General features: G+C 40.2%; 20 protein-coding genes and 2 rRNA genes. 3 read left to right on the forward strand and 19 right to left on the reverse strand.

Features of this window, described 5'->3' with window-relative positions:
• Positions 1-9: 9 nt before the first annotated feature.
• Together RGQ13_RS16430 and RGQ13_RS16435 are read right to left on the reverse strand one after the other, a co-directional pair.
• A 23S ribosomal RNA gene (locus RGQ13_RS16430) occupies positions 10-2,901 on the reverse strand.
• A 530-nt stretch (positions 2,902-3,431) separates the two neighbouring features.
• A 16S ribosomal RNA gene (locus RGQ13_RS16435) occupies positions 3,432-4,976 on the reverse strand.
• Together the 16S and 23S rRNA genes form the textbook arrangement of a ribosomal RNA operon.
• 758 nt (positions 4,977-5,734) lie before the next feature.
• On the opposite strand from RGQ13_RS16435, the gene RGQ13_RS16440 reads away from it, so the two are divergent.
• Entirely contained in the window at positions 5,735-6,463 is a 729-nt protein-coding gene (locus RGQ13_RS16440) for a hypothetical protein (protein WP_348390823.1), read from the forward strand.
• A gap of 77 nt (positions 6,464-6,540) precedes the next feature.
• Here RGQ13_RS16440 and fadA read toward each other — a convergent pair whose 3' ends face one another.
• The 3 genes from fadA to ppa all read right to left on the reverse strand — a co-directional run bounded on the left by fadA (position 6,541) and on the right by ppa (position 10,676).
• Positions 6,541-7,704: an acetyl-CoA C-acyltransferase FadA gene (fadA, locus tag RGQ13_RS16445; RefSeq protein WP_348390824.1), complete on the reverse strand. Its 1,164-nt coding sequence runs from the start codon at positions 7,702-7,704 to the stop codon at positions 6,541-6,543.
• Positions 7,705-7,718: 14 nt separating this feature from the next.
• Positions 7,719-9,890, reverse strand: coding sequence for a fatty acid oxidation complex subunit alpha FadB (gene fadB / locus RGQ13_RS16450; protein ID WP_348390825.1), 2,172 nt, complete (start codon positions 9,888-9,890; stop codon positions 7,719-7,721).
• Positions 9,891-10,127: 237 nt separating this feature from the next.
• The gene (ppa, locus tag RGQ13_RS16455; RefSeq protein WP_348390826.1) at positions 10,128-10,676 is read right to left on the reverse strand and encodes an inorganic diphosphatase; all 549 of its coding nucleotides are present in this window, start codon (positions 10,674-10,676) and stop codon (positions 10,128-10,130) included.
• Positions 10,677-11,019: 343 nt separating this feature from the next.
• On the opposite strand from ppa, the gene RGQ13_RS16460 reads away from it, so the two are divergent.
• Entirely contained in the window at positions 11,020-13,014 is a 1,995-nt protein-coding gene (locus tag RGQ13_RS16460) for a sodium-translocating pyrophosphatase (protein ID WP_348390827.1), read from the forward strand.
• A gap of 131 nt (positions 13,015-13,145) precedes the next feature.
• Here RGQ13_RS16460 and RGQ13_RS16465 read toward each other — a convergent pair whose 3' ends face one another.
• The 12 genes from RGQ13_RS16465 to dusA form a co-directional block, all read right to left on the reverse strand.
• Complete coding sequence (locus RGQ13_RS16465; protein WP_348390828.1) at positions 13,146-13,886, reverse strand: phosphoadenylyl-sulfate reductase; 741 nt, start codon at positions 13,884-13,886, stop codon at positions 13,146-13,148.
• Complete coding sequence (cysI, locus tag RGQ13_RS16470; protein WP_348390829.1) at positions 13,879-15,615, reverse strand: assimilatory sulfite reductase (NADPH) hemoprotein subunit; 1,737 nt, start codon at positions 15,613-15,615, stop codon at positions 13,879-13,881. The genes RGQ13_RS16465 and cysI overlap by 8 nt, the downstream gene beginning before the upstream one ends.
• Positions 15,615-17,429 (reverse strand): assimilatory sulfite reductase (NADPH) flavoprotein subunit, encoded by a 1,815-nt coding sequence (locus RGQ13_RS16475; protein ID WP_348390830.1) that lies wholly within the window; start codon positions 17,427-17,429, stop codon positions 15,615-15,617. The genes cysI and RGQ13_RS16475 overlap by 1 nt, the downstream gene beginning before the upstream one ends.
• A gap of 231 nt (positions 17,430-17,660) precedes the next feature.
• Entirely contained in the window at positions 17,661-18,389 is a 729-nt protein-coding gene (locus RGQ13_RS16480) for a TIGR04219 family outer membrane beta-barrel protein (RefSeq protein WP_348390831.1), read from the reverse strand.
• Between the two features lie 64 nt (positions 18,390-18,453).
• Positions 18,454-19,446 (reverse strand): DUF2333 family protein, encoded by a 993-nt coding sequence (locus RGQ13_RS16485; protein ID WP_348390832.1) that lies wholly within the window; start codon positions 19,444-19,446, stop codon positions 18,454-18,456.
• Positions 19,447-19,481: 35 nt separating this feature from the next.
• Positions 19,482-19,910, reverse strand: coding sequence for a copper chaperone PCu(A)C (locus tag RGQ13_RS16490; RefSeq protein ID WP_348390833.1), 429 nt, complete (start codon positions 19,908-19,910; stop codon positions 19,482-19,484).
• Between the two features lie 124 nt (positions 19,911-20,034).
• Complete coding sequence (locus RGQ13_RS16495; protein WP_348390834.1) at positions 20,035-20,370, reverse strand: hypothetical protein; 336 nt, start codon at positions 20,368-20,370, stop codon at positions 20,035-20,037.
• A 39-nt stretch (positions 20,371-20,409) separates the two neighbouring features.
• Positions 20,410-20,619, reverse strand: coding sequence for a PspC domain-containing protein (locus tag RGQ13_RS16500; protein WP_348390835.1), 210 nt, complete (start codon positions 20,617-20,619; stop codon positions 20,410-20,412).
• Between the two features lie 197 nt (positions 20,620-20,816).
• Positions 20,817-21,479 carry a phage shock protein PspA gene (gene pspA, locus RGQ13_RS16505; RefSeq protein ID WP_348390836.1) on the reverse strand — a complete coding sequence of 221 codons (663 nt, stop codon included), beginning with the start codon at positions 21,477-21,479 and terminating at the stop codon, positions 20,817-20,819.
• Positions 21,480-21,490: 11 nt separating this feature from the next.
• Positions 21,491-21,787 carry a hypothetical protein gene (locus RGQ13_RS16510; RefSeq protein WP_348390837.1) on the reverse strand — a complete coding sequence of 99 codons (297 nt, stop codon included), beginning with the start codon at positions 21,785-21,787 and terminating at the stop codon, positions 21,491-21,493.
• 369 nt (positions 21,788-22,156) lie between these two features.
• The gene (locus tag RGQ13_RS16515) at positions 22,157-22,288 is read right to left on the reverse strand and encodes a hypothetical protein (protein WP_348390838.1); all 132 of its coding nucleotides are present in this window, start codon (positions 22,286-22,288) and stop codon (positions 22,157-22,159) included.
• 151 nt (positions 22,289-22,439) lie between these two features.
• Complete coding sequence (dusA, locus tag RGQ13_RS16520) at positions 22,440-23,426, reverse strand: tRNA dihydrouridine(20/20a) synthase DusA (RefSeq protein ID WP_348390839.1); 987 nt, start codon at positions 23,424-23,426, stop codon at positions 22,440-22,442.
• A gap of 218 nt (positions 23,427-23,644) precedes the next feature.
• Between dusA and zur the strand changes: the two genes are divergently transcribed.
• Positions 23,645-24,079, forward strand: a complete 435-nt coding sequence (zur, locus tag RGQ13_RS16525) for a zinc uptake transcriptional repressor Zur (protein ID WP_348393424.1) — start codon at positions 23,645-23,647, stop codon at positions 24,077-24,079.
• Positions 24,080-24,130: 51 nt separating this feature from the next.
• Here zur and RGQ13_RS16530 read toward each other — a convergent pair whose 3' ends face one another.
• The gene (locus RGQ13_RS16530; RefSeq protein ID WP_348393425.1) at positions 24,131-24,343 is read right to left on the reverse strand and encodes a DUF2375 family protein; all 213 of its coding nucleotides are present in this window, start codon (positions 24,341-24,343) and stop codon (positions 24,131-24,133) included.
• Positions 24,344-24,493: 150 nt separating this feature from the next.
• Complete coding sequence (gene dnaB, locus RGQ13_RS16535; RefSeq protein ID WP_348390840.1) at positions 24,494-25,921, reverse strand: replicative DNA helicase; 1,428 nt, start codon at positions 25,919-25,921, stop codon at positions 24,494-24,496.
• Positions 25,922-25,944 lie beyond the last annotated feature (23 nt).

The following is a 25,944-nucleotide window of genomic DNA, read 5'->3' on the forward strand; positions in this document are numbered from 1 at the left end:
GGGTGTTGTATGGTTAAGCCTCACGGGCAATTAGTATCAGTTAGCTCAATGCCTCACAGCACTTACACACCTGACCTATCAACGTTGTAGTCTCCAACGACCCTTTAGGGGACTTAAAGTCCCAGTGAGAACTCATCTCAAAGCCTGCTTCCCGCTTAGATGCTTTCAGCGGTTATCAGTTCCGAACGTAGCTACCGGGCAATGCCACTGGCGTGACAACCCGAACACCAGAGGTTCGTCCACTCCGGTCCTCTCGTACTAGGAGCAGCCCTCTTCAATTCTCAAACGCCCACGGCAGATAGGGACCGAACTGTCTCACGACGTTCTAAACCCAGCTCGCGTACCACTTTAAATGGCGAACAGCCATACCCTTGGGACCGACTTCAGCCCCAGGATGTGATGAGCCGACATCGAGGTGCCAAACACCGCCGTCGATATGAACTCTTGGGCGGTATCAGCCTGTTATCCCCGGAGTACCTTTTATCCGTTGAGCGATGGCCCTTCCATACAGAACCACCGGATCACTATGACCTACTTTCGTACCTGCTCGACGTGTCTGTCTCGCAGTTAAGCTGGCTTATGCCATTGCACTAACCGTATGATGTCCGACCATACTTAGCCAACCTTCGTGCTCCTCCGTTACTCTTTGGGAGGAGACCGCCCCAGTCAAACTACCCACCAGACAGTGTCCCCAAGCCCGATTAGGGCCCTAGGTTAGAACATCACGCATACAAGGGTGGTATTTCAAGATTGGCTCCACCACATCTAGCGACGCGGTTTCAATGCCTCCCACCTATCCTACACATGTAGGAGCAATGTTCACTGTCAAGCTATAGTAAAGGTTCACGGGGTCTTTCCGTCTAGCCGCGGGTATACGGCATCTTAACCGCAAATTCAATTTCACTGAGTCTCGGGTGGAGACAGTGTGGCCATGATTACGCCATTCGTGCAGGTCGGAACTTACCCGACAAGGAATTTCGCTACCTTAGGACCGTTATAGTTACGGCCGCCGTTTACCGGGGCTTCGATCATCAGCTTCGCTTACGCTAACCGAATCAATTAACCTTCCGGCACCGGGCAGGCGTCACACCGTATACGTCATCTTTCGATTTTGCACAGTGCTGTGTTTTTAATAAACAGTTCCAGCCACCTGGTTACTTCGACTCTCCGCTGCTTACCTCGTAAAGAGTTCACAATAGAGAGCGTACCTTCTCCCGAAGTTACGGTACTATTTTGCCTAGTTCCTTCACCCGAGTTCTCTCAAGCGCCTTAGTATTCTCTACCTAACCACCTGTGTCGGTTTGGGGTACGGTTCCTATATATCTGAAGCTTAGAAGCTTTTCCTGGAAGTATGGCATCAACAACTTCAACTCCGTAGAGTCTCGTCTCGTATCTCAGTGTTAATAGCGACCCGGATTTACCTAAGTCACCCACCTACATACTTTCACATGGACAACCATCGCCATGCTTGCTTAGCCTGCTCCGTCCCTCCTTCGCAATATATAGAAGTACAGAAATATTAATCTGTTTCCCATCGACTACGCGTTTCCGCCTCGCCTTAGGGGCCGACTTACCCTGCCCTGATTAACATGGGACAGGAAACCTTGGTCTTTCGGCGGGGGAGTTTTTCACTCCCCTTATCGTTACTCATGTCAGCATTCGCACTTCTGATACCTCCAGCAAACCTTACGATTCACCTTCAACGGCTTACAGAACGCTCCCCTACCACTTGAACCTAAGTTCAAATCCGCAGCTTCGGTGCATAGTTTAGCCCCGTTACATCTTCCGCGCAGACCGACTCGACTAGTGAGCTATTACGCTTTCTTTAAAGGATGGCTGCTTCTAAGCCAACCTCCTAGCTGTCTATGCCTTTCCACATCGTTTCCCACTTAACTATGACTTTGGGACCTTAGCTGGCGGTCTGGGTTGTTTCCCTTTCCACAACGGACGTTAGCACCCGTAGTGTGTCTCCCGCATATCACTCATTGGTATTCGGAGTTTGCAAAGGGTTGGTAAGTCGGGATGACCCCCTAGCCTTAACAGTGCTCTACCCCCAATGGTGTTCGTGCGAGGCTCTACCTAAATAGATTTCGGGGAGAACCAGCTATCTCCCGGCTTGATTAGCCTTTCACTCCGACCCACAAGTCATCACCGCATTTTTCAACATACGTGTGTTCGGTCCTCCAGTTGATGTTACTCAACCTTCAACCTGCCCATGGGTAGATCGCCGGGTTTCGGGTCTATGCCCTGCAACTAAACGCGCAGTTAACACTCGCTTTCGCTACGGCTCCCCTATTCGGTTAACCTTGCTACAGAACATAAGTCGCTGACCCATTATACAAAAGGTACGCAGGCACCGGACTAAATCCGGCTTCCACTGCTTGTACGTATGCGGTTTCAGGTTCTATTTCACTCCCCTCACAGGGGTTCTTTTCGCCTTTCCCTCACGGTACTGGTTCACTATCGGTCAGTTAGGAGTATTTAGCCTTGGAGGATGGTCCCCCCATATTCAGTCAAGATTTCTCGTGTCCCGACCTACTCGATTTCACTATTAGGTTGTTTTTGTGTACGGGGCTATCACCCTGTATCGCTGTCCTTTCCAGAACATTCCACTAACGCCCAAATAGCTTAAGGGCTGATTCGCGTTCGCTCGCCGCTACTAACGAAATCTCGGTTGATTTCTTTTCCTCGGGGTACTTAGATGTTTCAGTTCTCCCGGTTCGCCTCGCATAGCTATGTATTCACTATACGATACCTGCCTTACGACAGGTGGGTTCCCCCATTCGGACATCTGTGTCTATAGCGCCTTTTATCGGCTTAACACAGCTTTTCGCAGATTAACACGTCCTTCATCGCCTCTAACTGCCAAGGCATCCACCACATACGCTTAGTCACTTAACCATACAACCCCAAAAAGTCTTGCAACTTCAAGAATGCTCGGAGACTAATCCGAACTAAGTTATAGGTCTGACATTTTCACGCATTCAATAAGAATGTTGGCAACCTACGTTGCCAAACCCACAGTAAACTGTGAGCCTTGAGTAAGAACTAATTACATAACGATAAGATATGTAATTAATAATTTGAGTTGTTGTATAAAACAACTCAGTGATAAACAACAAGTTGTTTATCGTGATGATTTGCTGACGTTATAGATTGGAGATCTACAACACAAATCATCGGGTTTAATATCAGCTTTCCAAATTGTTAAAGAGTACATTAATGCGCGCATTCGGCATCATTGTTGGTTAAAAACCAAAGATAACTGCTCTTATTGCTAAGGGCGCTTATCTTTGATTTCTTATTTCGGCACACTGGCTCCCGCAACAAGTACGGGATGACAGAGCGTACCGCTCAGTCAGTTATCATGTAATTTGTGTGAACACTCGCGAAACTAACAAGTTAGCTTCCATTAAGTTGTCTACTTAAGGTAAGGAGGTGATCCAACCCCAGGTTCCCCTAGGGTTACCTTGTTACGACTTCACCCCAGTCATGAATCACAAAGTGGTAACCGTCCCCCCGAAGGTTAAACTAGCTACTTCTTTTGCAACCCACTCCCATGGTGTGACGGGCGGTGTGTACAAGGCCCGGGAACGTATTCACCGTGGCATTCTGATCCACGATTACTAGCGATTCCGACTTCACGGAGTCGAGTTGCAGACTCCGATCCGGACTACGACAAGCTTTGTGGGATTCGCTCCACCTCGCGGTATTGCTGCCCTCTGTACTTGCCATTGTAGCACGTGTGTAGCCCATCCCGTAAGGGCCATGATGACTTGACGTCGTCCCCACCTTCCTCCGGTTTATCACCGGCAGTCTCCTTAAAGTTCCCGACACTACTCGCTGGCAAATAAGGATAGGGGTTGCGCTCGTTGCGGGACTTAACCCAACATTTCACAACACGAGCTGACGACAGCCATGCAGCACCTGTCTCAGAGTTCCCGAAGGCACTAATCTATCTCTAGAAAATTCTCTGGATGTCAAGGGATGGTAAGGTTCTTCGCGTTGCATCGAATTAAACCACATGCTCCACCGCTTGTGCGGGCCCCCGTCAATTCATTTGAGTTTTAACCTTGCGGCCGTACTCCCCAGGCGGTCAACTTATCGCGTTAGCTGCGCTACCCACAGATCAAGTCTACAGACAGCTAGTTGACATCGTTTACGGCGTGGACTACCAGGGTATCTAATCCTGTTTGCTCCCCACGCTTTCGTGCCTCAGCGTCAGTATTTGTCCAGGTGGCCGCCTTCGCCACTGATGTTCCTTCCAATCTCTACGCATTTCACCGCTACACTGGAAATTCCACCACCCTCTACAATACTCTAGCTTGCCAGTTCAAAATGCAGTTCCAAGGTTGAGCCCTGGGCTTTCACATCTTGCTTAACAAACCGCCTACGCACGCTTTACGCCCAGTAATTCCGATTAACGCTCGCACCCTCCGTATTACCGCGGCTGCTGGCACGGAGTTAGCCGGTGCTTCTTCTGTTGCTAACGTCACAGCTAGCAGTTATTAACTACTAACCTTTCCTCACAACTGAAAGTGCTTTACAACCCGAAGGCCTTCTTCACACACGCGGCATGGCTGCATCAGGCTTTCGCCCATTGTGCAATATTCCCCACTGCTGCCTCCCGTAGGAGTCTGGGCCGTGTCTCAGTCCCAGTGTGGCTGATCATCCTCTCAAACCAGCTAGAGATCGTCGCCTTGGTAAGCCTTTACCTTACCAACTAGCTAATCTCACTTGGGCTAATCTATGAGCGAGAGGTGCCGAAGCGTCCCCCCCTTTGGTCCGTAGACATTATGCGGTATTAGCAGTCGTTTCCAACTGTTGTCCCCCACTCAAAGGCATATTCCCAAGCATTACTCACCCGTCCGCCGCTCGACGCCGAAGTAGCAAGCTACCTCTCGTTTCCGCTCGACTTGCATGTGTTAAGCCTGCCGCCAGCGTTCAATCTGAGCCATGATCAAACTCTTCAATTAAAAAGTTGTTACATTTGAAACAAGACAAGCTTGTTTCTACTCAATGAATTCTGAATGTTTCGTCTAACCAGAAGCTGGTTAAACTAAAACGTACTAATTAACTTCATCGCTAAATAAAGATAATTAATTTGTTTGTGTGTTCATTCATCATTAAGTGATTTCGATACCGAGGTATCTATGTTGTAAATCAATCTTAATGTGAGTGCCCACACAAATTGCATGATAACTAATTGTTAAAGAACCGTTCTTATTAGAACGAAGAGCTAATCGCATTCGTTAGTCTCTTTGCTTCAATCCGGCTAGTAGCCTTGCTTGAAGTGGATGCGCATTGTACGTCATCCAGTGTTGATGTCAACAGTTAATTTCAGTAATTTAGAATTTAATTGTTGTCGTTTGTAACTCGGTAATTTCTACCTTAATCACTACAAACTATCTACACTACTACCGCTGGTTGCTCTGTCAGTAACTATCTTGCTACTTGTCGAGATTCCCTGTGGAAGTGGATGCGCATTTTAGGGATTTTTGAGCTGCCGTCAACACCTTTTTGCAAATAAATTGAAATAAATGATTATTCGTTCACAAAACATACTAACAAAGGAATTTACCAACAAATCTCTTACATACAACCTTAAAAATTTAACATCGTTTTTACTCAAATGGACTATTGATTAAATATTGAACTTATAGTTAGATATATGTACTAAAAACTATAAGGCTTAAAAAAGCCGTAGATTTGCTAATATAAGTGAACAAAAAAGATGAAAGCGCTATTAATTACCCTAACTCTACTACTAACGAGCAATATTGCTTTAGCAGGAGATCTACAATCAAAAGAAAAATTCCTTAGCCGATTGCTTGAAAAACACGTTGATAAAAATATTTCCGTGGAACGAAGTGTAAGCAGTTTATTGAAAAGTTATCCATCAGGAGAAGAAATAATATTAGACACTGCATTTACAAAGTACCCTAACAAGTACAAACAAATAATCCGCGGTGCGTTACATGCTAACCCTAATTACAGTGAAGATGTTATTAAGTTCGCATTAGAGCATGAAGTGGCTTCTTGCTCCCAAATAATCAAAACAGCAATTAACGCAGAGCCGGCTTATGCAGATGATATTGTATTAGTGGCAAGTAAGCTTCATCCTGAAGATAAGGATGCAATATTCAGAATGGCATTAAAAACTAAACCAGTAATGGCATCTAGTATCGTAAACGCTTCAGCAAAAAAATATCCGAATGATTTTATCAATTATATAGCTATGGCATTTGAAGAATTACCAGAAAGGTTCATTTCATTATTAGATAATGCTTTTAATAATTTTCCAGAGCAAAGTAATGAAGTTGTAGAAATTGCAGTTAAGTCTTTAGACAAAGAACATGTAAGAGCCATTATAAACAATGCAGTTAAATCAGGATTAAGTGAAAAACAAGCCACAGATGCCGCGATTAAAGGTGGTGCTGATTTAGTTGCTTTAAATATGTAAGTCTATTATTACTAGGTATATATAGTTAAAAGGGAAGCTGATAGCTTCCCTTTTTCATTTTCAAATTGCGTAAACAATTATACTCTTTCAAACACTGTTGCGATACCTTGTCCTAGCCCGATACACATAGTAGCTAAACCGATATTGGCATCATTTGCTTCCATAAGGTTTACTAGCGTACCTGAGATACGAGTTCCAGAGCATCCTAATGGATGACCTAATGCAATCGCGCCACCATTAAGGTTAATTTTATCATCAAGAACATCCATCATATCTAATGATTTAATACATGATAACGCTTGTGCTGCAAATGCTTCATTAAACTCAGCTAAATCAATATCAGCTGTAGTTAAGCCTGCACGTTTTAATGCTTTCTTAGTAGCAGGAACTGGACCAAAACCCATAGTTGCAGGATCGCAACCTGAAACACCCATTCCACGTACCTTTACTCTAGGAGTTAAGCCAAGTTCTTTTGCTTTACTGGCAGACATAACTAACATAGCACTTGCACCATCTGAAATAGCGGAAGAAGATGCAGCTGTTACCGTGCCATTTACAGGATCGAAAACAGGGCGAAGCTTAGATAAACTTTCTGGGGTACATTCTGGTCGAATAACTTCATCTTGAGTAAAAACTTTTAATGTTCCATTCTCATCATGCCCTTCTACTGGCACTATTTCATTATCCCAACGACCTTCAACTTGTGCTGCATGGGCACGTTGATGAGAGCGTGCAGCAAATTCATCCTGCATTTCTCGAGTGATACCATGTTGACGACCCAACAGCTCAGCCGTTAAGCCCATGTTTCCCGATGCTTTGGCAATGTTTTTTGATAAACCAGGCGCAAAATCGACATCGTACATCATCGGCACATGGCCCATATGCTCGACACCACCAATTAAAAACACGTCACCTTGGCCTGCCATAATACTAGTACTGGCATTATGTAGGGCTTCCATAGATGAACCACATAAACGGTTTACCGTTACACCACCAATTTGTTTTGGTAGATTAGCAAGTAATGCAGCATTTCTGGCAATGTTAAAGCCCTGCTCTTTAGTTTGTTTTACACAACCCCAAATAACATCTTCGATGTCATTAGGATCTAACTTTGGGTTACGCTTTAAAATCTGCTTCATTAAACTTGCAGATAATTGCTCTGCACGAACATTGCGGAACATGCCGCCCTTTGAACGCCCCATAGGTGAGCGAATACAATCGATAATAACTACTTCATTCATAATAATTCTCCGCTCTACTTAGCTGTTTTAACGTTAGTGTTGAAGTATGACTTGCCAGAAGCTGCCATTTCTCGAAGACCATCGGTTACTTGATAAATTTCACCTAAATGAGCAAACTTGTCTGCTGTTTCGATGAATGCTTGTAAGCCAACAGTTTCTAAATAACGAATTGGACCACCTCTAAATGGAGGGAAGCCTAAACCATATATTAAGCCCATGTCCGCCTCGGCTGCAGTTGCAACTACGCCTTCTTCTAGACATCTAACTGTTTCATTAACCAGTGGGATCATCACTCGTGCAATAATCTCATCATTAGTAAAATCAGTTTCTGCTGCACAAATAGAGCTAAATAACTCTAACGCCTTTGCGTTCACTGCTTTTTGTGGACGCCCTCGTTTATCTTTAGAGTACTCATAAAAGCCAGATCCAGTTTTTTGACCTAATAGTTTTTCGTTATATAAAACACTTGATGGGTCGTTGGTGATTTTTGCCATACGTGTAGGGAAACCCGCAGCCATAACATCTGTACAGTGATCAGCGGTATCTATACCTACAACATCCAATAGGTAAGCCGGGCCCATTGGCCAGCCAAACTGTTTCTCCATTACCTTATCTACTTTTTCATAATTAGCACCTTCAAGCACTAATTGAGCAAAACCTGAAAAGTAAGGGAATAACACTCGATTAATATAAAAACCAGGACAATCATTAACAACAATTGGTGATTTACCCATTTTTGCAGCATAAGCGACAACAGCAGCAACCGTTTCGTCAGAAGTGTCTTTACCACGGATAACTTCAACTAACGGCATTTTATTTACCGGGTTGAAAAAATGCATGCCACAAAAACGCTCTGGCTTTTCGATGCTTTCGGCAAGTAAATCGATAGAGATAGTCGATGTATTAGAAGTAATAATGGCATCATCGCTAACATTGGCTTCTACTTCTTTTAAAACAGCAGCTTTTACATTAGGGTTTTCAACTACCGCTTCAACAACAATATCAACATCTTTAATACTGTCGTAAGTTAATGTAGGAGTAATATTATTTAATGTTTGCGCCATTTTTTTAGCGTTCATTCTGCCTTTATCGACAGATTTAGTTAATATTCCGGCAGCTGTACTTAAACCTAAATCTAGAGCAGCATTATTAATATCTTTCATTACAATTGGTGTGCCTTTATAAGCAGATTGGTATGCAATACCGCCGCCCATAATGCCAGCACCTAATACCGCGGCTCTTTCAACTTTCTTGGTCGCAATTTTGGCTGCTTTTTTGGCCTTACCTTTTACTACTTGATCAGCTAGAAATAAACCTACTTGTGCCGAACATGCATCAGTTTTAGCAACTTGTCCGAAGGCAGAATTTTCTAGTAGCATTGCTTGAGTTCTATCTAACTTAACTGACTCTTCAAGCAGGTTAGCTAAAATCATCGGTGCTGGGTAGTGCTTACCAGCTTTAGCGAAAATCATGCCTTTAGCAGTATTGAAACTCATCGCATGTTCAATTGGCGTTAATGCAACTGGTACTAACTTCTCTTGGCGCTTGGCTTGCCAATCAAATTGTCCAGATATTGCATCTTTAAGCATCTCAATTGCCGCTGACTTAAGGTTTTCAGGTGCAACCACTGCATCAACAGCACCAAACTCTAACGCTTTTGCGGCTTTGTATGGCTTGCCAGTAGTCATCCACTCAAGTGCATTATCAATACCAATTACTCGAGGTAAACGAACCGTACCACCAAAACCAGGAATAAGTCCTAATTTAACTTCAGGTAAACCAACGCTTGCTGTTGTATCTGCCACTCGGTAATCACACACTAAAGTAACTTCACAACCACCACCTAACGCAAAACCATTAATGGCGGCAATAGTTGGCATATTGAGATCTTCAAACATGTCGAAAATATCACTGCTGCTTTTAAATACGCCAGCAATTTTATCGTCAGGAGTTTTAAATAATTCGGTAAATTCAGTTATATCCGCACCAACAATGAACGTTGATTTGGCTGATGTTACAACAACACCTTTCGCTTCTGAACATTCGCCAATAGCAATAATGGCGTTTTTATATTCTTCTAATGTTGCTATATTTAATGCGTTTACTGATCCTTTTGAATCGAAACACAACTCGACGATGCCATCGTCAAGTAACTGGGCAGAAAGGCCATTGCCTTGATAAATCATGCCAAAACTCCTTAGCTTTATGAGGTTTTTAAAATACTTTGATCAACAATTATAATAAAAATGAATAGTAAAATATCTTAATGGGTATATTTATAGATGCTTGAGTTTGCCTTGTCTAATAAAGCAAAGCAACCATTTTTTAAAACGACCGTTTAAATCCAGCGTTTAATTAATTATTTTAAGCAAAAAAAACCCACTATTTATAGTGGGCTTACTAAGATAAATCATTATTCAAATTTAGAATGCTGGTTTATCTTCAGTTTCTTCGTAACGAGCAACACTTGAGACAACTTCATCGCGAGCAGCTTGAGCATCAGCCCAGCCTTCAATTTTAACCCATTTGTTTGGCTCTAGATCTTTGTAATGTTCAAAGAAGTGAGAAATTTGGTTTAATAAAAGCTCTGGCATTTGAGTTGCTTCATTAATACCACGGTAAATAGTTGATAATTTATCAACAGGTACCGCTAGAATTTTTGCATCTTCACCAGATTCGTCAGTCATGTTAAGTACGCCAATTGGACGACAACGAATAACCGAACCTGCTAATAATGGAAAAGGAGTAGGTACTAATACGTCTACTGGGTCACCATCTAGCGATAAAGTGTGAGGTACATAACCGTAGTTAGTTGGGTAGTGCATACAAGTTGACATGAAACGGTCTACAAAAATTGCACCTGATTCTTTATCTACTTCGTATTTTACCGGATCAGCATGTGCTGGTATTTCGATGATAACGTTTATTTCTTCTGGTAAGTTCTTACCAGCTGGTACACTATTAAGGCTCATGGCTCTTCCCACTTAAGTACAATATTTAAAGGGCGTTATTATAACGACTTTTAATTAAAATTCGACATTTTCTCAGCAAATAATTGAAAACTTTAGTCTAATAACCATAAATTTTCCTGTTACCAATTCAAAAGTTAACTATTTTTTAACAATTTTAGCTACACTTTTATTATTGGTAGGAGTAATGTAAATATTGCTTCTATATAAAAAAGTGTTTTTTGTCGTACTCCACCGCATTGTTTTGATGTCTATACGGTAGTGTTTTTAAACATGAATCGAATATAACAATAGAAAGCCACAAAAATGACTTTTGTGGCCAAAAATAATAATAAACGGGGATTTTATGGATAACATGCTTTACTTGCCACCAGTTCTTGGTGTTGTAGGCCTAATTTTTGCTTTCATTCTTTATAACATAATCAAATCATATGACGCAGGCGGCGAGGCATTAAAGAAAATTGCTGACCAAATACATCTTGGAGCCATGGTGTTTATGCATCGTGAATATAAGATGCTATTTGTATTTGCGGCTATATTATTAGTTTTACTTTACGTTTTCGTAGATCCCAATACAGCGTTAGCATTCTTTGTTGGTGCAGTATCTTCAGCACTCGCTGGCTATATTGGTATGTTTACCGCAACAAAAGCAAATGTAAGAACAACCAATGCTGCTCATGAAAAAGGCGCAGCTCCAGCCTTAACTGTTGCCTTTTTTGGCGGCTCAGTAATGGGGCTGTGTGTTGCATCTTTAGGTTTAATTGGACTAGGCACTTTATATTGGTATTTTGGCGGTGATCCAACAACAACTCATTACATTCATGGTTTTGGTATGGGGGCTTCTTCAGTTGCTCTATTTTCACGTGTTGGTGGTGGTATTTTTACCAAAAGTGCCGATGTAGGTGCAGATTTAGTTGGTAAGATTGAAGCCGGAATTCCCGAGGATGACCCAAGAAATCCAGGTGTTATCGCCGATAATGTTGGCGATAATGTTGGCGATGTAGCTGGTATGGGATCGGATATATTTGAATCATATTGTGGTTCAATGATTGCTTCCATTGCCATTGCATCAACCATGGCTGTTGAAGCTTTAGGTGATCGTTCAGCTCTTATGGCATTACCATTAATGCTCGCATCAGTAGGTTTGATTTGTTCAATTTTAGGGATTTTATTGGTTAAATCAATGTCTGGTAGTAAAGCTGAACTTGCACTACGTGCCGGTACTATATTTGCTGCGGTATTATTTATTATTGCAGCCTACTTCACTATACAATTTTTAGGAATTAACGCTAATGTTTGGGGTGCGGTATTAGCCGGTGCAATTGGTGGGATAATAATCGGCTTAGTAACCGAATATTATACATCTAGCACACCAGTAAGAAAAATAGCTCAGGCAGGAGAAACAGGTCCTGCAACGGTCATGATAACAGGGCTCTCTGTAGGTATGGAATCTGTTGTTGTTCCCGTATTAACCATATGTGCCATCATATTTGCATCAACGCAAATGGCCGGTTTGTATGGCGTCGGTATTGCCGCAGTTGGTATGTTAGCCACAGTAGGTATTACCATGGCAATTGATGCCTATGGTCCAGTTGCTGATAATGCTGGTGGTATAGCTGAAATGGCGGGACTTGGCGAAGAAACTCGTAAAATCACCGATTCATTAGATGAGTTAGGTAATACCACAGCGGCCATAGGTAAAGGTTTTGCCATTGGCGCGGCTGCGTTAGCAGCATTAGCAATTATTGCTGCTTATGTTGAAACAATGACGATAAAAATTCCTGATTTCAGCTTGCACTTAGGCGATCCTCAGGTACTTATTGGCTTATTTATTGGTGGTATGGTGCCATTCTTAATTGCCTCTTTAACGATGACAGCTGTTGGAGATGCTGCATTCGAAATGATCCATGAGATCCGCCGTCAATTTAGAGAAATAGAAGGTTTACTTGAAGGCAAGGCTGATCCTGATACTGCTCGTTGTGTTGATATTGCCACAACCGCTGCATTGAAAAAAATGATTTTACCTGGCGTAATAGCAGTAAGCGTACCGGTAATTGTTGGTTTCGGTATCAGCCCACAAGCACTTGGCGGTATGTTAGGCGGTGCTTTATTAGGCTGTGTATTAATGGCTCTAATGATGGCGAATGCTGGCGGTGCTTGGGATAACGCTAAAAAGTATGTTGAGAAAGGCAATCTTGGCGGTAAAGGCAGTGATACTCACTCGGCAACAGTAGTTGGTGATACCGTTGGTGACCCGTTTAAAGATACTTCTGGTCCTTCAATGAATATCTTAATTAACGTAATGGCAATTGTTTCATTGGTAATTGCACCAGTGTTATAGCTGCAAGCTGCAAGCTGCAAGCTGCAAGCTGCAAGCTGCAAGCTGCAAGCAGTATAAAATGAAGAATGCCAGTGTAAATATTTACACTGGCATTTTTAATAGTTTATTCAGGCGATAATTTACGATTATAGCTATATCCCATCGCCATCAGTGTGCAGCCCACACTCGCGTTGCATACCATTAAAGCGAGTATCTTGCTCATCCATTTGCGCAGACAGTGGCAATGTAGAATGTTCGTCTCCTACTGATACATAACCTTCATTCCATAATGGGTGATAGGGTAAATTATGCTTGGTTAGATATTCATGTACATCTTTATTACTCCAATCAATAATCGGATGTAACTTAAACCGGCCACGTATAACTTGTAATACTGGCAGTGACTTTCGATGATCCGTTTGACTGCGTCTTACACCAGAAAACCAAGTGTTAGCACCAATTTCATCTAAGCCATTTTCTAACGGCGTTACTTTATTGGTTAAGTTATATTGTTTTAACTCTGCTTCACCTTGCTGCCATTGTTCACCATGTCTAGCACGTTGCCAAGCAGGTGAAATATCAGCTCGAAAGACCTTTAAGTTTAAATTCAAGCGATCAGTTAGCTCATCAATAAAGCGATAAGTTTCTGCGAACAAATAACCAGTATCAGTTAATAATACCGGGATGTCTGGCTTTAACTGCGTCATCATATGCAGCATTACCGCTGATTGAATACCAAAGCTTGAGGTTAGCGCAAAATTATTTGGCAGGTGTTCAAATGCCCATGCGACCCGCTCACTGGCACTCATTTTTTCAAGCTGTTCATTCCAATTTTTCAATAAGGTGTCAGGTAAAGACGCTGGAAACCTGTTATTGACTGCTAAGTTAGCCATGGAAATCCCTTTTGCTTATTATTACTTCTTTAACAATGCCTTCACGTATTACAAAGTCACCAAAACATTCTTGTTCATTTCGTTTTTCAACCCATAAGCCAATTAGCTCATCTAAATGACTTAACACCTGTGAAGAGCTTATATTGTCTTGATATAGTTTTGGAACACGAGTGCCGGCAACGTTGCCGCCTAAATACATATTATATTTGTCTGGGCCACGACCAACTAAGCCAACCTCAGCAAGCATTGCTCGGCCACAACCATTAGGACAACCCGTTACCCGGAAAATAATGTGCTCATCAGCAATATTATGCTTTGCTAATAAACCTTCAATGTCTGTCACATAACTAGGTAAAAAGCGTTCTGCTTCTGCCATAGCCAATGGACAAGTAGGGAAAGCCACACATGCCATAGAATTTTGGCGTTGATTAGATTGTGTAACATCAATTAAACCATGCTCAACGGCGATACTTTCAATCACCGACTTTTGCTCTTGAGATACGCTAGCAACAATCAAGTTTTGATTCGCCGTCATACGGAAATCACCTTGATGAATTTCAGCAATGGCTTTTACACCACTTTTTAGTTTGGTCTCAATAGTGTCTTTTAAACGACCATTTTCAATAAATAGAGTTAAATGGTGCTTATTATCGATACCTTCAACCCAACCAATTTTATCGCCACGATTAGTGAACTCGTAAGGACGAGACTCCCCAAATTTAGCACCCGCGCGCGTTTCAACTTCATCTTTAAATGTATCAATACCGACTCTATCCAGAGTATATTTGGTTTTCGCATTTTTACGATTTACTCGATTCCCCCAATCACGCTGTGTAGTAATAACCGCTTCAGCAAATGCTAAGGTATCTTTAAGTTCGATAAAACCAAAGTCATCAGCCTTTCTTGGGTAAGTAGAGTCATCACCGAAGGTCATGGCTAAACCACCACCAACTAACACATTAAAACCAATTAGCTTTTTACCGTCGCTAATCGCCACAAAGTTTAAGTCATTAGCGTGCACGTCAATATCATTATCTGGCGGGATAACTACAGTAGTTTTAAATTTACGAGGTAAGTAAGTACTACCTAGAATAGGTTCAACTTCTTGCCCTGGTGTTTCTTCAATTTTTTCGCCGTCAAGCCAAATCTCAGCATACGCACGAGTCTTAGGAAGTAAATGTTCACTAATTTTGATAGCCCATTGGTACGCTTCTTGATGCAAAACAGACTCAACCGGGTTAGAGGTACATAATACGTTACGGTTAACATCACCAGCAGTCGCAATAGCATCTATACCTATTTTATTAAGCGTTTGATGCATCAATTTAATATTAGGTTTTAACACCCCATGAAACTGAAACGTTTGGCGAGTTGTCAAACGAATACTGCCATAAGAGGTGTGCTCATCGGCAAATTTATCTATAGCTAACCATTGGCTAGGAGTAATGATGCCACCAGGCATTCTGGCTCTAAGCATTACATTATGCAGAGGTTCTAACTTTTGCTTGGCACGTTCTGCTCGAATATCACGATCATCTTGTTGGTACATGCCGTGGGTACGGATTAATTGAAAGTTATCTGCTGTGAAACCACCGGTAATTTCATCTTGTAAGTCTTCAATTATCGTGCCACGTAAATGATTACTTTCAGCTTTAAGGCGCTCATTGTCGGCATGCTTACCTTGGACCACATTCGGGTTTTGTTCAATTTTTTCGGCTAAAATAGACATTAATATACATCCTTCTGATAACGCTTATTAATGCGTAATTGCTTTAAATAATCTTCGGCTTGCTCTACAGTTTTATTACCGTGCTCACTAACAATTTCAACTAAGGTTTGATGAACATCTTTAGCCATACGCGACATATCACCACAAATATAAAAGTGTGCGCCGTTTTCTAACCAACTAAATAACTCTTTACCATTGGCTTTTAACTTGTGTTGTACATAAACTTTTTCAGCTTGGTCCCTTGAAAAAGCCACGTCTAAACGAGATAACACGCCTGATTTAAGGTAGCTTTGCCACTCAACTTGATATAAAAAGTCTTGGGTAAAGGTCTGATCGCCAAACACTAACCAGTTATCACCATTTGCTTCTTGTGCTTCACGTTGCTGCAAGAAAGCTCTAAATGGCGCTACGCCAGTACCAGGGCCAACCATAATAATTGGTGTATCGGTATTTTCAGGTAAACGGAAGTTGTTATTGTGCTCAATAAATACCTTTACTTGGTCGTCTTCTTGCAAGCGTTCAATTAAAAACCCTGAAGCACTGCCTAAGCGACGTACAACGCCTTCGGTTGTTTGTTCAACGTAGTCAACCAAGCCAACAGTTAAGTGAACTTCTTCTTCTACTTCTTCCTGGCTTGATGCTATTGAATATAAACGCGGCGTTAAGGAGGCTAGACTATCAACCAATGTCTGCGCAGATAAAGTCGCAGGATAAGTAGTAATTAAATCGATAAGCTGTTTGTTATTGATGAAGTCGCGTAAGTTATCAGCATCAGTCAATAAATCCGTAAGAGTTTGGTTGTTAGCCAGTTCTGCCCATTTAGTAATGACTACTTTACTTAAACCGGTTACTTCAAGCTTCTCTTGTAAAGCTAACTGCAAGCTTACTTCTTCACTATTTACAGTGACAAATTCAGTTAAATCTAAGTTAAGCGCATTAGTAATTGCTGCAAGCAAAGGTTGATCATTAACAGGCCAGATACCTAAAGCATCGCCTGGTTGATAGGTAATTCCCGAACCTTCTAGATCAATTTCAATGTGCTGTACAACTTTATTCGAATCTCGACCAGTAATTTTCTGATTAGCAACAATAGTGGCTAAAAAAGGATTCTCTTTGCTATAAGTGCTTGCGCCTTCAGCTATAGCAACATTTCCCAGAGGTAAGTGCACTACCTCAGCAGTGCTAGAAACTAAAGTTTCGGCAACGTGCTTTAAATTTTCTTCTTGCCAAGCTTTAGCTTGAGCAATGTAATCTACATCACAATCTATACGTTCACTGATACGTTTAGCGCCAAGCTTAGCTAATCTTTCATCAAAGTCTTTACCTGTTTGACAAAAATATTCGTAGCTTGAATCACCCAGTGCTAATACTGAGTACTGTAATGAATCTAATTTAGGGGCTCTTTTTGAAGCTAAAAACTCATGTAAAGCCATAGCATCATCCGGTGCTTCACCTTCACCATTAGTGCTAGCAACAATTAAGATGTGCGTTTCCGATTTTAATGATTTAGGTTTGTAATCTGCCATATTTACTAAGCTGGCATTAATGCCTTGGCTAACAGCCTCAGCATGAACCTGCTGGGCAACAGCTTTTGCATTACCTGTTTGCGAGCCGAACAGAATAGTTAGTTTACCAGCGGGACTGACACTAGCTTGCGGCATCACTTCGCTTGCTGGGCTTTCGCTTTTAGCCGCCAAATAGCCACTTGCCCAAGCAAGTTGCAATGGCGAATATTGATGAATGACTTGCTGCAATTGTAGTAGTTGATCACTACCTAAACTTGCTTGTATATCATTATTGGCTTTTACCAACATGGCGTTTATCCCAAATTACATTAATTTTACAATGGGTAAAGGATATACAGGCTTAAGAGAAACATAAAAGAATAGATAACGATTTTTTATTCCAAAATAGAATATCGGTTCGTTAGGTTGAATCGTTATAAGATAGAGCAGTAATTTTATTTCAAAGAAAAATTAAAAAAAGAAATCCTGAACAGTTCTGCTGTTCAGGATTTTTAATTATAAAGGTGCCAAGAAAATTTATTAGAAATGAACTTCTACACCAGCAAAGGCACCATCAAACTCTAGATCAGCATAAACATCATCTAGGTCATCTAACTCAAGATCTACTACGCGATAACCAGCTTGAAGATTTACATCTACCAGCATATTATCAAGTAGCGCGTAAGAAACGCCTAATTGGTAATCAGCTAAAGTATGATCATCGATACTTAAAAAATTCCCCTCTGCAAAAACACTTAAACCAGTGCCTGGAAAGGCAACTTGAGCAGAAGCGTAAAGCATAGGAATGATTTCTTCTACAGAATCTTCATCTAAACCCATAGTATCACTGGTAAGTAGTTCACCTTCGAAGTCTTTGGCAGTTAAACCAAAATCAAAAGAAAACAAACCATTATCAAATAGTTCGTAATATAAGGTGTAATCTGTGTAAGTAAAATCAACCTCTGAACCTTCAACCACTAGGTTTGCAAATTCGTTGTTTGTATCAACTTCTAAACCTTTAGTCATTAATTCTGAATGAGCAATTTTAATGTTCGGAATAAATGGAACAGGATGTTCAAAAGCAATATAAAATCTACCTTGTGATTCATCTTTAAAGTTATATTCGATTAAATCGTTGTTATCACCATGGCTACCTTCTGCAGCCATATCCCACCCCTGAGCACCAACATAAACACCGATAGCATCGGCGGCAGCTGTAGTACTGGTTAACAACATTAGCGAGCTAATTAACGCAGCTGTTTTTTTCATTTTTTTACCCTGTTTTATTATTAATAATTATATGTTTTTATTATTACTTATCTTAGGGGGGTGATTACCCCTGGCTTAACAATTCTCTTAAGTCGATCAAAGCAGCATTCGCTCTGGAAATATAATTTGCCATAACTAAAGAATGATTAGCACCAATTCCGAAGCCGCTACCATTTAAAATCAAAGGACTCCAAACAGTATCCTGAGTAGCTTCTAATTCTCTTATTATTTGGCTCACACTTACGGTGGCGTTTTTATTTTCTAGTACATCAGCAAAATCAACTTCAATAGCTTGTAGCATATGCAACAATGCCCAACAAGCACCACGTGATTCATAGAATACGTCATCAATTTTCCACCAACTGGTTTTAACGATAACCGCAGATGCTGAAAATGTAGACTGCACGGCATTTTTGTCACCAGCTAAATCAGTATTCAGTTGGTTACGGCCAACACTGGCACTTAAGCGTTGTGAATAACTACCTAAACGTTTTTCTATTTCACGTAAATAGTCACGAAGATTATCTGCGCGCGCATAAAACTGTGCATCTTGAACTAATGGATCAGCTAGATCTTGACGATATGCATATAAGTCTTCAATTGCTGAACTGTATTCACCTTCTGCACTTGGGATAGCCCAAGTATTCGCATCAATATTAAATTTTGGCTGTGCACCTTTTAAGTGTTTATTCTCGAGAGATTGAGATTGTGAACGGCTAAATGACTGACGCATTACTAAAGACATATCGCGTACCATTTCTAGCACGCCAAACTCCCATGCAGGAATGTTATCTAAAAATAGAGATGGTGGAATTTTGTCATTCGATAAATATCCGCCGGGTTTATCCTGTAATTTTTCTGCAACTCTAATTAAAGTAGTTGTTGTCGTGTACCCTACCACAGGTTTTACATTAGCAACTTTAGCGTCGTTAACGGCCTGTTCACGAACATCAAAAGAGCCCGGTTCGAAGCTCCAAAATACACCCAAAATATAGAACAGAAACACCACAATGATTGACATTATGGAGATAGATTTAAACGAGAAATTAAAAGTCATAATTTTTCCTTTAGTGATGACGTTTTTTTGTTTTGTTACTTAAGCCCTTGTACAGGCACTTCAATGATAACATTTTCTTTATTATCAAAATGTAAAGTCATAGTAATTGTTGTTTCAGCTTGTAATGGTTGCTGCACATTAAACACCATAATGTGATATCCGTGTGGTTGTAATACTACTTTGTCATTGGCATTTATCACAATAGAATCAACCTGCTGCATTTTCATCATTTCTGCTGTCATGATGTGCTCATGCATTTCAATTCTCTGACTGATATCTGACGTGATAGACGTTAAAGTAACGGACTTTTTCGATTGGTTTGTTAACGTCATATAAGCAGAACTGATTGTTGTACCAGGAATGCTTTCTCTAACGTATTGCTCACTCACGCTAATGTCTGCTGCCAATAAATTGAATGAGAGTAATAAAGATAAGGTGGCTGTAATGGAGAAGCTTAATTTCATACTAATGAACCAATAAGGTGTAATTAGCTGAATAATCGCCTATTTCAACAGTTTCGACAATAACAATCTGTTAATTAAATTAAATAAATGTTAATTCAGCACTATCATTACCGAAATTGACAAGTTAATCGGTTATCGCTTTTTGTCTTGTGCATGCCCAAATAACGACAGCGATCAAAATTATTGGCCAAAAAACGCCAACTCCAACCATTAATACGCCACCACAGACTAACAATACAGCAAAAATAATTGTACCGAATACACTTAACACTATTGCTAATGCTGCGATGACTAATAACACAGCAACAATTGCAGATAAACTTATTACCTTTAACGGCTCAACCTCGTGTTGATCCATATAAAAGCTGATATTAAACAACTCAATTAAACTGATGCCAAAAACATAAGTTAGTATCAATGTTGCAAAAACAGCTAATAATAACGATTTAAAAAATGTCATATTTATTCCTTAGCTAACACAGTTCAATTTAAACTATTACTAGTAACGACTTGGCATTAGTAAAGCGGCAACAAAATAAGCAACGATAGTTGCTAATGGCATCATAAAGCCAACTATTACAACAGCGGCTCTTACGCCAAATCTAGGTAATTCAAAATGACGTGCAAGACCAGCACAAACACCACAGATTTTTTTATTAACAGAATCTTTGCTTAATGGGCGTTCAACATGGTATTTATTGGTATTCATAACTTACTCCTAACAAGTAAACTTTATTTGTATTTAATTTCGTTTAAGCTTGTACGTATCTTGCGATACTAAACACGCCAGCACCAATAAAAAAGGTTGCTACTGGTACAAGCCACAATGTAAAAATTATTGAAAATGGAAACATAATTTATTCCTACTTTCCCTTTCCTGCTAATGGTTTATGGAAGTTAATAGCCTTAGCCATTAACTACTTTTTTCTTCATTTGTTGTAATTGCTCTTCAATCAAATCTTGATTTTCAAGCTCTGCAAACTGGCTTTCTAAACTTTGGTTTTTGCCAAGGTCATAGGCTTCTACTTGAGCTTCAACTTCATCAACTTTTTGCTGGTAACGTTCAAATTTTGCAATCGCATTATCAATGTTGCCGGTGTTAATTGTTTGACGAGCTTTCAATCTAACTTCTGCAGATTTTTGACGCAGCGTAAATGACTCTTGGCGACGTTTAGCCTCAGCTAACTTTTCTTGTAAACGGCCGCAATCATCCTGCACACCAGCTAGCATTTCATCAATGCTGATCATCTCTTGTTGAAGAGACTCTAGTTCTTGTTCACATTTTTGTTTTTCAACTAATGCACTGCGCGCTAGATCTTCACGACCTTTGGTTAAAGCAAGCTCTGCTTTGTTATTCCAGTCAGTAACTTTAGTTTCTAAGCGACGTAATTTACGAGTTAGAGTTTTCTTTTCAGCAATGCTTTTAGCTGCTTGTGAACGAACTTCAACTAAAGTTTCTTCCATTTCCTGTATTATTAAACGAATTAATTTTTCAGGGTTCTCAGCTTTTTCTAATAAGCTATTAATATTGGCGTTAATGATATCGGTTAATCTTGAAAACATACCCATGGTGTTGCTCCTTATTCTTCTGGTGAATCTTCTTCGTTTAGTTTTGTTGTTTCAGAAATACTTACAGTTGGTAAACCTTTTTCTGAAGCAAATAATGAATCTATTGTAAAGTTGCCAACTTCTTGTTCGATGCTATTGGCTACTTGTTGAGTTACTTGATAAAACACAGCTTTAGATTGTTGAGAAACGATCATTTCAATGGCGCTTTCAAGTGACACAAGTTCTTCCGCTTTAGCAGATGTTGCTGCCATTGCACTTGCTGCCATTAATGCTGCGAATACTGATGCTTTAGTAGTTAACGTGTTCATGTTTCAATCCTTAGTTTACTTATCTAACAACTAGGTAGTAGTTAGTATTTGTTGTAAATTTTGCTAATAATGATTTATACGTTACAAGTGTTGTGCCAACTTTTATTTATTTTTTAAACGGTTGTTTTCAAAGGGGTTTAAACAAACTCTAATTCTCAATGGCAAATTTAACATTTAATTAACACATCACTGTTTAGTGTTTTTAACCACATAATTAGTTAATTTAACCATCTGTATTTAATTAATTTAAACACAGCAGAATTTAGAGAGTGATAACTAGCTGGAATATCAATACGCAAGCGTATAGACAGAGATTTTAGGGTGTAAAAAAGAAAGTAAGATTGGATCTAAAAGGAGAATAGATGGAAGTTAAATTCGCAGGAAATTTTCACTTTCGCTTGGTTGAATCGGCTCTTCAATTAAGCTAACCACTACAGAACAACCGATTAAACATAATACCGGTAGTAAAAGCATTAAAAACATTGCAACTAAACTGAACATATCATTTCCCCAAAATTATGACGTTATTAGTTAGTCGCAAGAAGTAAGGAAAAGGTTTAGTTTTTATAACATTTATTTTACAAATAAAATTATCCCCATTCACTAACGTAATAGAACAAATGAGGATTTGTTGAATATGAACAAAACTGATCTAAATGGAAATAGGAACGTTTTCCAGTTTACCCGTTAATGCAAAGGCTTCACGCAACACATTGGAACTTGCACCCTCGCGTCCGGCATTCTCGCTTAAATATCTACGATAACGTCTAGCTCCTGGTAATCCATTAGTTAGGCCCAACATATGGCGTACTACATGCCATACTCTCCCGCCATTTGCGACGTTACGATCAATATAATCACACATCGCATCAATAACTTCTTCACGAGTTATTATTGGTTTTTCATCTGTGAAAATAATCTGATCGGCCTGACTTAACATATAAGGGTTTTGATAAATTTCACGACCAATCATTACGCCATCAATATGTTCTAAATGCTCAACGCTTTCAGCCAACGTTTTAATGCCACCATTGATTGAAATATCAAGATGGTTGAAATCCTGCTTTATTTGATAAACGCGAGAATAATCTAACGGCGGAACTTCACGATTTTGCTTTGGACTTAACCCACTTAACCATGCTTTACGGGCATGAACAATAAAATGCTCACAACCGGCTTTACCAACAACTTCAACAAAACTGTGTAAAAATTCGTAGCTGTCTAAATCGTCAATGCCGATCCTCGATTTAACCGTAATTGGAACTTTAACTGCATTTTTCATAGTTTGTACACACTCAGCGACAAGTTCAGGCTCTGCCATTAAGCATGCGCCAAAGCGACCATTTTGAACCCTGTCTGAAGGACACCCAACATTAATGTTAATAGCATCATAGCCGTGCTGCTCGGCCATTTTCGCGCACTCGGTAAGTGCTTTAGGATCACTACCGCCAAGTTGCAGCACCAATGGATGCTCCTCGGTGTTGTAAGATAAATAATCACCTTTACCAAATAAAATAGCCCCGGTAGTAACCATTTCGGTATACATCACCGTGTGGCTAGATAATTGGCGTAAAAAATAGCGACAGTGCTTATCGGTCCAATCAAGCATTGGCGCGACTGAAAGTTTTTCTGAAAACATAGCGTTGAATAACTCTGAAAATTAACAATAAATATGATGATAAAAATTAGCGTGAATTATAAAGTAAAAACCGTTATTTAACAAAGCTACAGCCCTTTTCACGCTCAAAAATAATCTGCTACACCGCAGATATTAATATCTACTTTTATCGACTGCTTTACTGGCAGGACATTTTCGCTGTGGTACACTATAAAAAAATAACGAATTATCGAATGAAAATGAACGCTCAACAGCTTTTACAACAAGCCCGATTAACTTGTCAAAAATCAGGTGCTCGTTTAACAACAGCACGTGAACAGGTATTTCTGTTACTTGCCGAAAATGACGGCGCTATTGGTGCTTATGATTTATTAGAGAAGCTACAAACTGTCGAACCGGGTGCAAAACCTGCGACTGTTTACCGAGCTTTAGATTTTCTCGCGGCGCAAGGTTTTGTACATAAAATTGAATCTATTAATTCGTTTTTGTTATGTGATCACTTCAGTGAATGCAATCACCCGGTACAATTATTAATTTGTGATAATTGTGGAAATGTTGAAGAAATTCAATCGAACAATCTCGATTTAGCGCTAAGGGCTATGGCAGATGCCAGTGGTTTTAGCATTAATAAGCAGGTAGTTGAAGCACACGGCAAGTGTAAAACCTGTCAGTAAATAGATAATTTTATCTATGTGACAGTATCTAGGTAATTTAGCTCAAATTTTTTAAGAAAATATTGCTCTATCGCCAAGTGAATTACGAACTTGGCAATCACCATCTAACACCGCAATAATTATTTTATCATCCCGGTATGAGCTTGGAAAAATCACTCTATCATCTGTTTGAACTTCTAAATTATTTAGTACATCTGAGCAAATAGACGTCATGTCATTTTGATCATAATACAACACAGTGACCGTACTGGTTTCGCTTCCCATCACATTATCCCTTTGATTTCTAATAATTTAAAAACTTTAAGACGGTTACTGCCTGTTAACCGTTGTTTAAAGCCTTTCTAATAATATAGTAGGGGAATGTCAGAGTGTCTATTTTGATCAAAGAGTTTTACTATGAACGACAATTCAAAGTTAATCTTCATCCATAATTCCACCAGGGCCGGCAAAATTATCAAAACGTGAAAATTGGCCTTGGAAGGTTAACCGTACACGACCAATTGGACCATTACGTTGCTTACCTAGAATAATTTCAGCAGTACCTTTGTCAGGAGAATCGTCGTTGTAAACTTCATCACGATAAATAAACATGATCAAATCGGCATCTTGCTCAATTGAGCCTGACTCACGTAAATCTGAGTTTATCGGTCTTTTATCGGCACGTTGCTCAAGACCACGGTTCAACTGAGATAATGCAACAACAGGTACTTGTAATTCTTTTGCTAAGGCTTTTAATGAGCGTGATATTTCTGCAATTTCCAAGGTTCGGTTATCACTAAACTGAGGCACTCGCATAAGTTGTAGATAATCAATCATGATCATCGATATACCGCCGTTATCTCGGGCAACACGTCTAGCGCGAGAGCGAACTTCAGTAGGTGTAAGGCCTGCTGCATCATCAACAAACATTTTACCTTTTTCCATCAACAATCCCATTGTCGATGAAAGGCGTGCCCAATCCTCGTCGCCCAGTTGACCAGTACGAATTTTGGTTTGGTCAATACGCCCAAGAGACGCAAGCATACGCATCATGATTTGATCGGAAGGCATCTCTAGTGAAAATATAAGCGCGGGTTTATCTTGCATCATTGCTGCATTTTCAGCTAGGTTCATCGCAAAAGTGGTTTTACCCATTGATGGTCTTGCTGCAACAATAATCAAATCAGAAGGCTGCAAACCAGCGGTCATTTTATCAAGGTCAGAAAAGCCAGTAGAAACTCCAGTTACACCACCATGTGGTTGGCCGTAAAGTTTTTCTATTTTATCTACAGTTTTTTCCATTACTGAGTGAATGTTTTCAGGACCTTCTGATTTACTTGCACGCTGTTCAGCTATTTGGAAAACTTTTGACTCGGCAAAATCAAGTAACTCACTACTAGGTCTACCTTGTGGATCATAACCAGCATCGGCAATTTCATGGGCAACTTTAATTAACTCGCGCGTAACAGCCCGCTCGCGTACGATATCTGCATAGGCGCAAATATTGGCAGCACTAGGTGTATTCTTCATCATTTCGGCAAGATATACAAAACCGCCAACATCATCAATTTGCTGCTGATTTTCTAAGCCTTCAGATAGTGTTATAAGGTCAACAGGGTTGCCTTTTTCAATCAGCTCACCAATGCTTTCAAAAATAATTCGATGCGCACGAGAGTAGAAGTCATTACTAACAACACGCTCAGCAACATTATCCCAAGAGTTATTATCTAGTAATAAACCGCCTAGCACAGATTGCTCAGCTTCTAATGAATGAGGAGCAATTTTAAGCTGATCAACTTGTTTATCATTTGCGTTCTTAAAGTCTTTTTTAAAGTCTCTTTTGAATTCTTGCTTTTGCGCCATTAGTACTTGAGTTCCACATCGAA

It is taken from the genome of Thalassotalea psychrophila, from assembly GCF_031583595.1.
In the GTDB taxonomy this organism is placed as follows: domain Bacteria; phylum Pseudomonadota; class Gammaproteobacteria; order Enterobacterales; family Alteromonadaceae; genus Thalassotalea_A; species Thalassotalea_A psychrophila.

Bases quoted from the DNA above. Each gene is read 5' to 3' on its own strand.
- dusA (WP_348390839.1), bottom strand. From the start codon at position 23,426: ATGTTTTCAGAAAAACTTTCAGTCGCGCCAATGCTTGATTGGACCGAT.
- RGQ13_RS16475 (WP_348390830.1), bottom strand. From the start codon at position 17,429: ATGTTGGTAAAAGCCAATAATGATATACAAGCAAGTTTAGGTAGTGAT.
- cysI (WP_348390829.1), bottom strand. From the start codon at position 15,615: ATGTCTATTTTAGCCGAAAAAATTGAACAAAACCCGAATGTGGTCCAA.
- ppa (WP_348390826.1), bottom strand. From the start codon at position 10,676: ATGAGCCTTAATAGTGTACCAGCTGGTAAGAACTTACCAGAAGAAATA.
- dnaB (WP_348390840.1), bottom strand. From the start codon at position 25,921: ATGGCGCAAAAGCAAGAATTCAAAAGAGACTTTAAAAAAGACTTTAAG.
- RGQ13_RS16465 (WP_348390828.1), bottom strand. From the start codon at position 13,886: ATGGCTAACTTAGCAGTCAATAACAGGTTTCCAGCGTCTTTACCTGAC.
- RGQ13_RS16480 (WP_348390831.1), bottom strand. From the start codon at position 18,389: ATGAAAAAAACAGCTGCGTTAATTAGCTCGCTAATGTTGTTAACCAGT.
- zur (WP_348393424.1), top strand. From the start codon at position 23,645: ATGAACGCTCAACAGCTTTTACAACAAGCCCGATTAACTTGTCAAAAA.
- RGQ13_RS16510 (WP_348390837.1), bottom strand. From the start codon at position 21,787: ATGAACACGTTAACTACTAAAGCATCAGTATTCGCAGCATTAATGGCA.
- RGQ13_RS16530 (WP_348393425.1), bottom strand. From the start codon at position 24,343: ATGGGAAGCGAAACCAGTACGGTCACTGTGTTGTATTATGATCAAAAT.
- RGQ13_RS16460 (WP_348390827.1), top strand. From the start codon at position 11,020: ATGGATAACATGCTTTACTTGCCACCAGTTCTTGGTGTTGTAGGCCTA.
- RGQ13_RS16500 (WP_348390835.1), bottom strand. From the start codon at position 20,619: ATGAATACCAATAAATACCATGTTGAACGCCCATTAAGCAAAGATTCT.
- RGQ13_RS16490 (WP_348390833.1), bottom strand. From the start codon at position 19,910: ATGAAATTAAGCTTCTCCATTACAGCCACCTTATCTTTATTACTCTCA.
- pspA (WP_348390836.1), bottom strand. From the start codon at position 21,479: ATGGGTATGTTTTCAAGATTAACCGATATCATTAACGCCAATATTAAT.
- fadB (WP_348390825.1), bottom strand. From the start codon at position 9,890: ATGATTTATCAAGGCAATGGCCTTTCTGCCCAGTTACTTGACGATGGC.
- RGQ13_RS16485 (WP_348390832.1), bottom strand. From the start codon at position 19,446: ATGACTTTTAATTTCTCGTTTAAATCTATCTCCATAATGTCAATCATT.
- RGQ13_RS16515 (WP_348390838.1), bottom strand. From the start codon at position 22,288: ATGTTCAGTTTAGTTGCAATGTTTTTAATGCTTTTACTACCGGTATTA.
- fadA (WP_348390824.1), bottom strand. From the start codon at position 7,704: ATGAATGAAGTAGTTATTATCGATTGTATTCGCTCACCTATGGGGCGT.
- RGQ13_RS16495 (WP_348390834.1), bottom strand. From the start codon at position 20,370: ATGACATTTTTTAAATCGTTATTATTAGCTGTTTTTGCAACATTGATA.
- RGQ13_RS16440 (WP_348390823.1), top strand. From the start codon at position 5,735: ATGAAAGCGCTATTAATTACCCTAACTCTACTACTAACGAGCAATATT.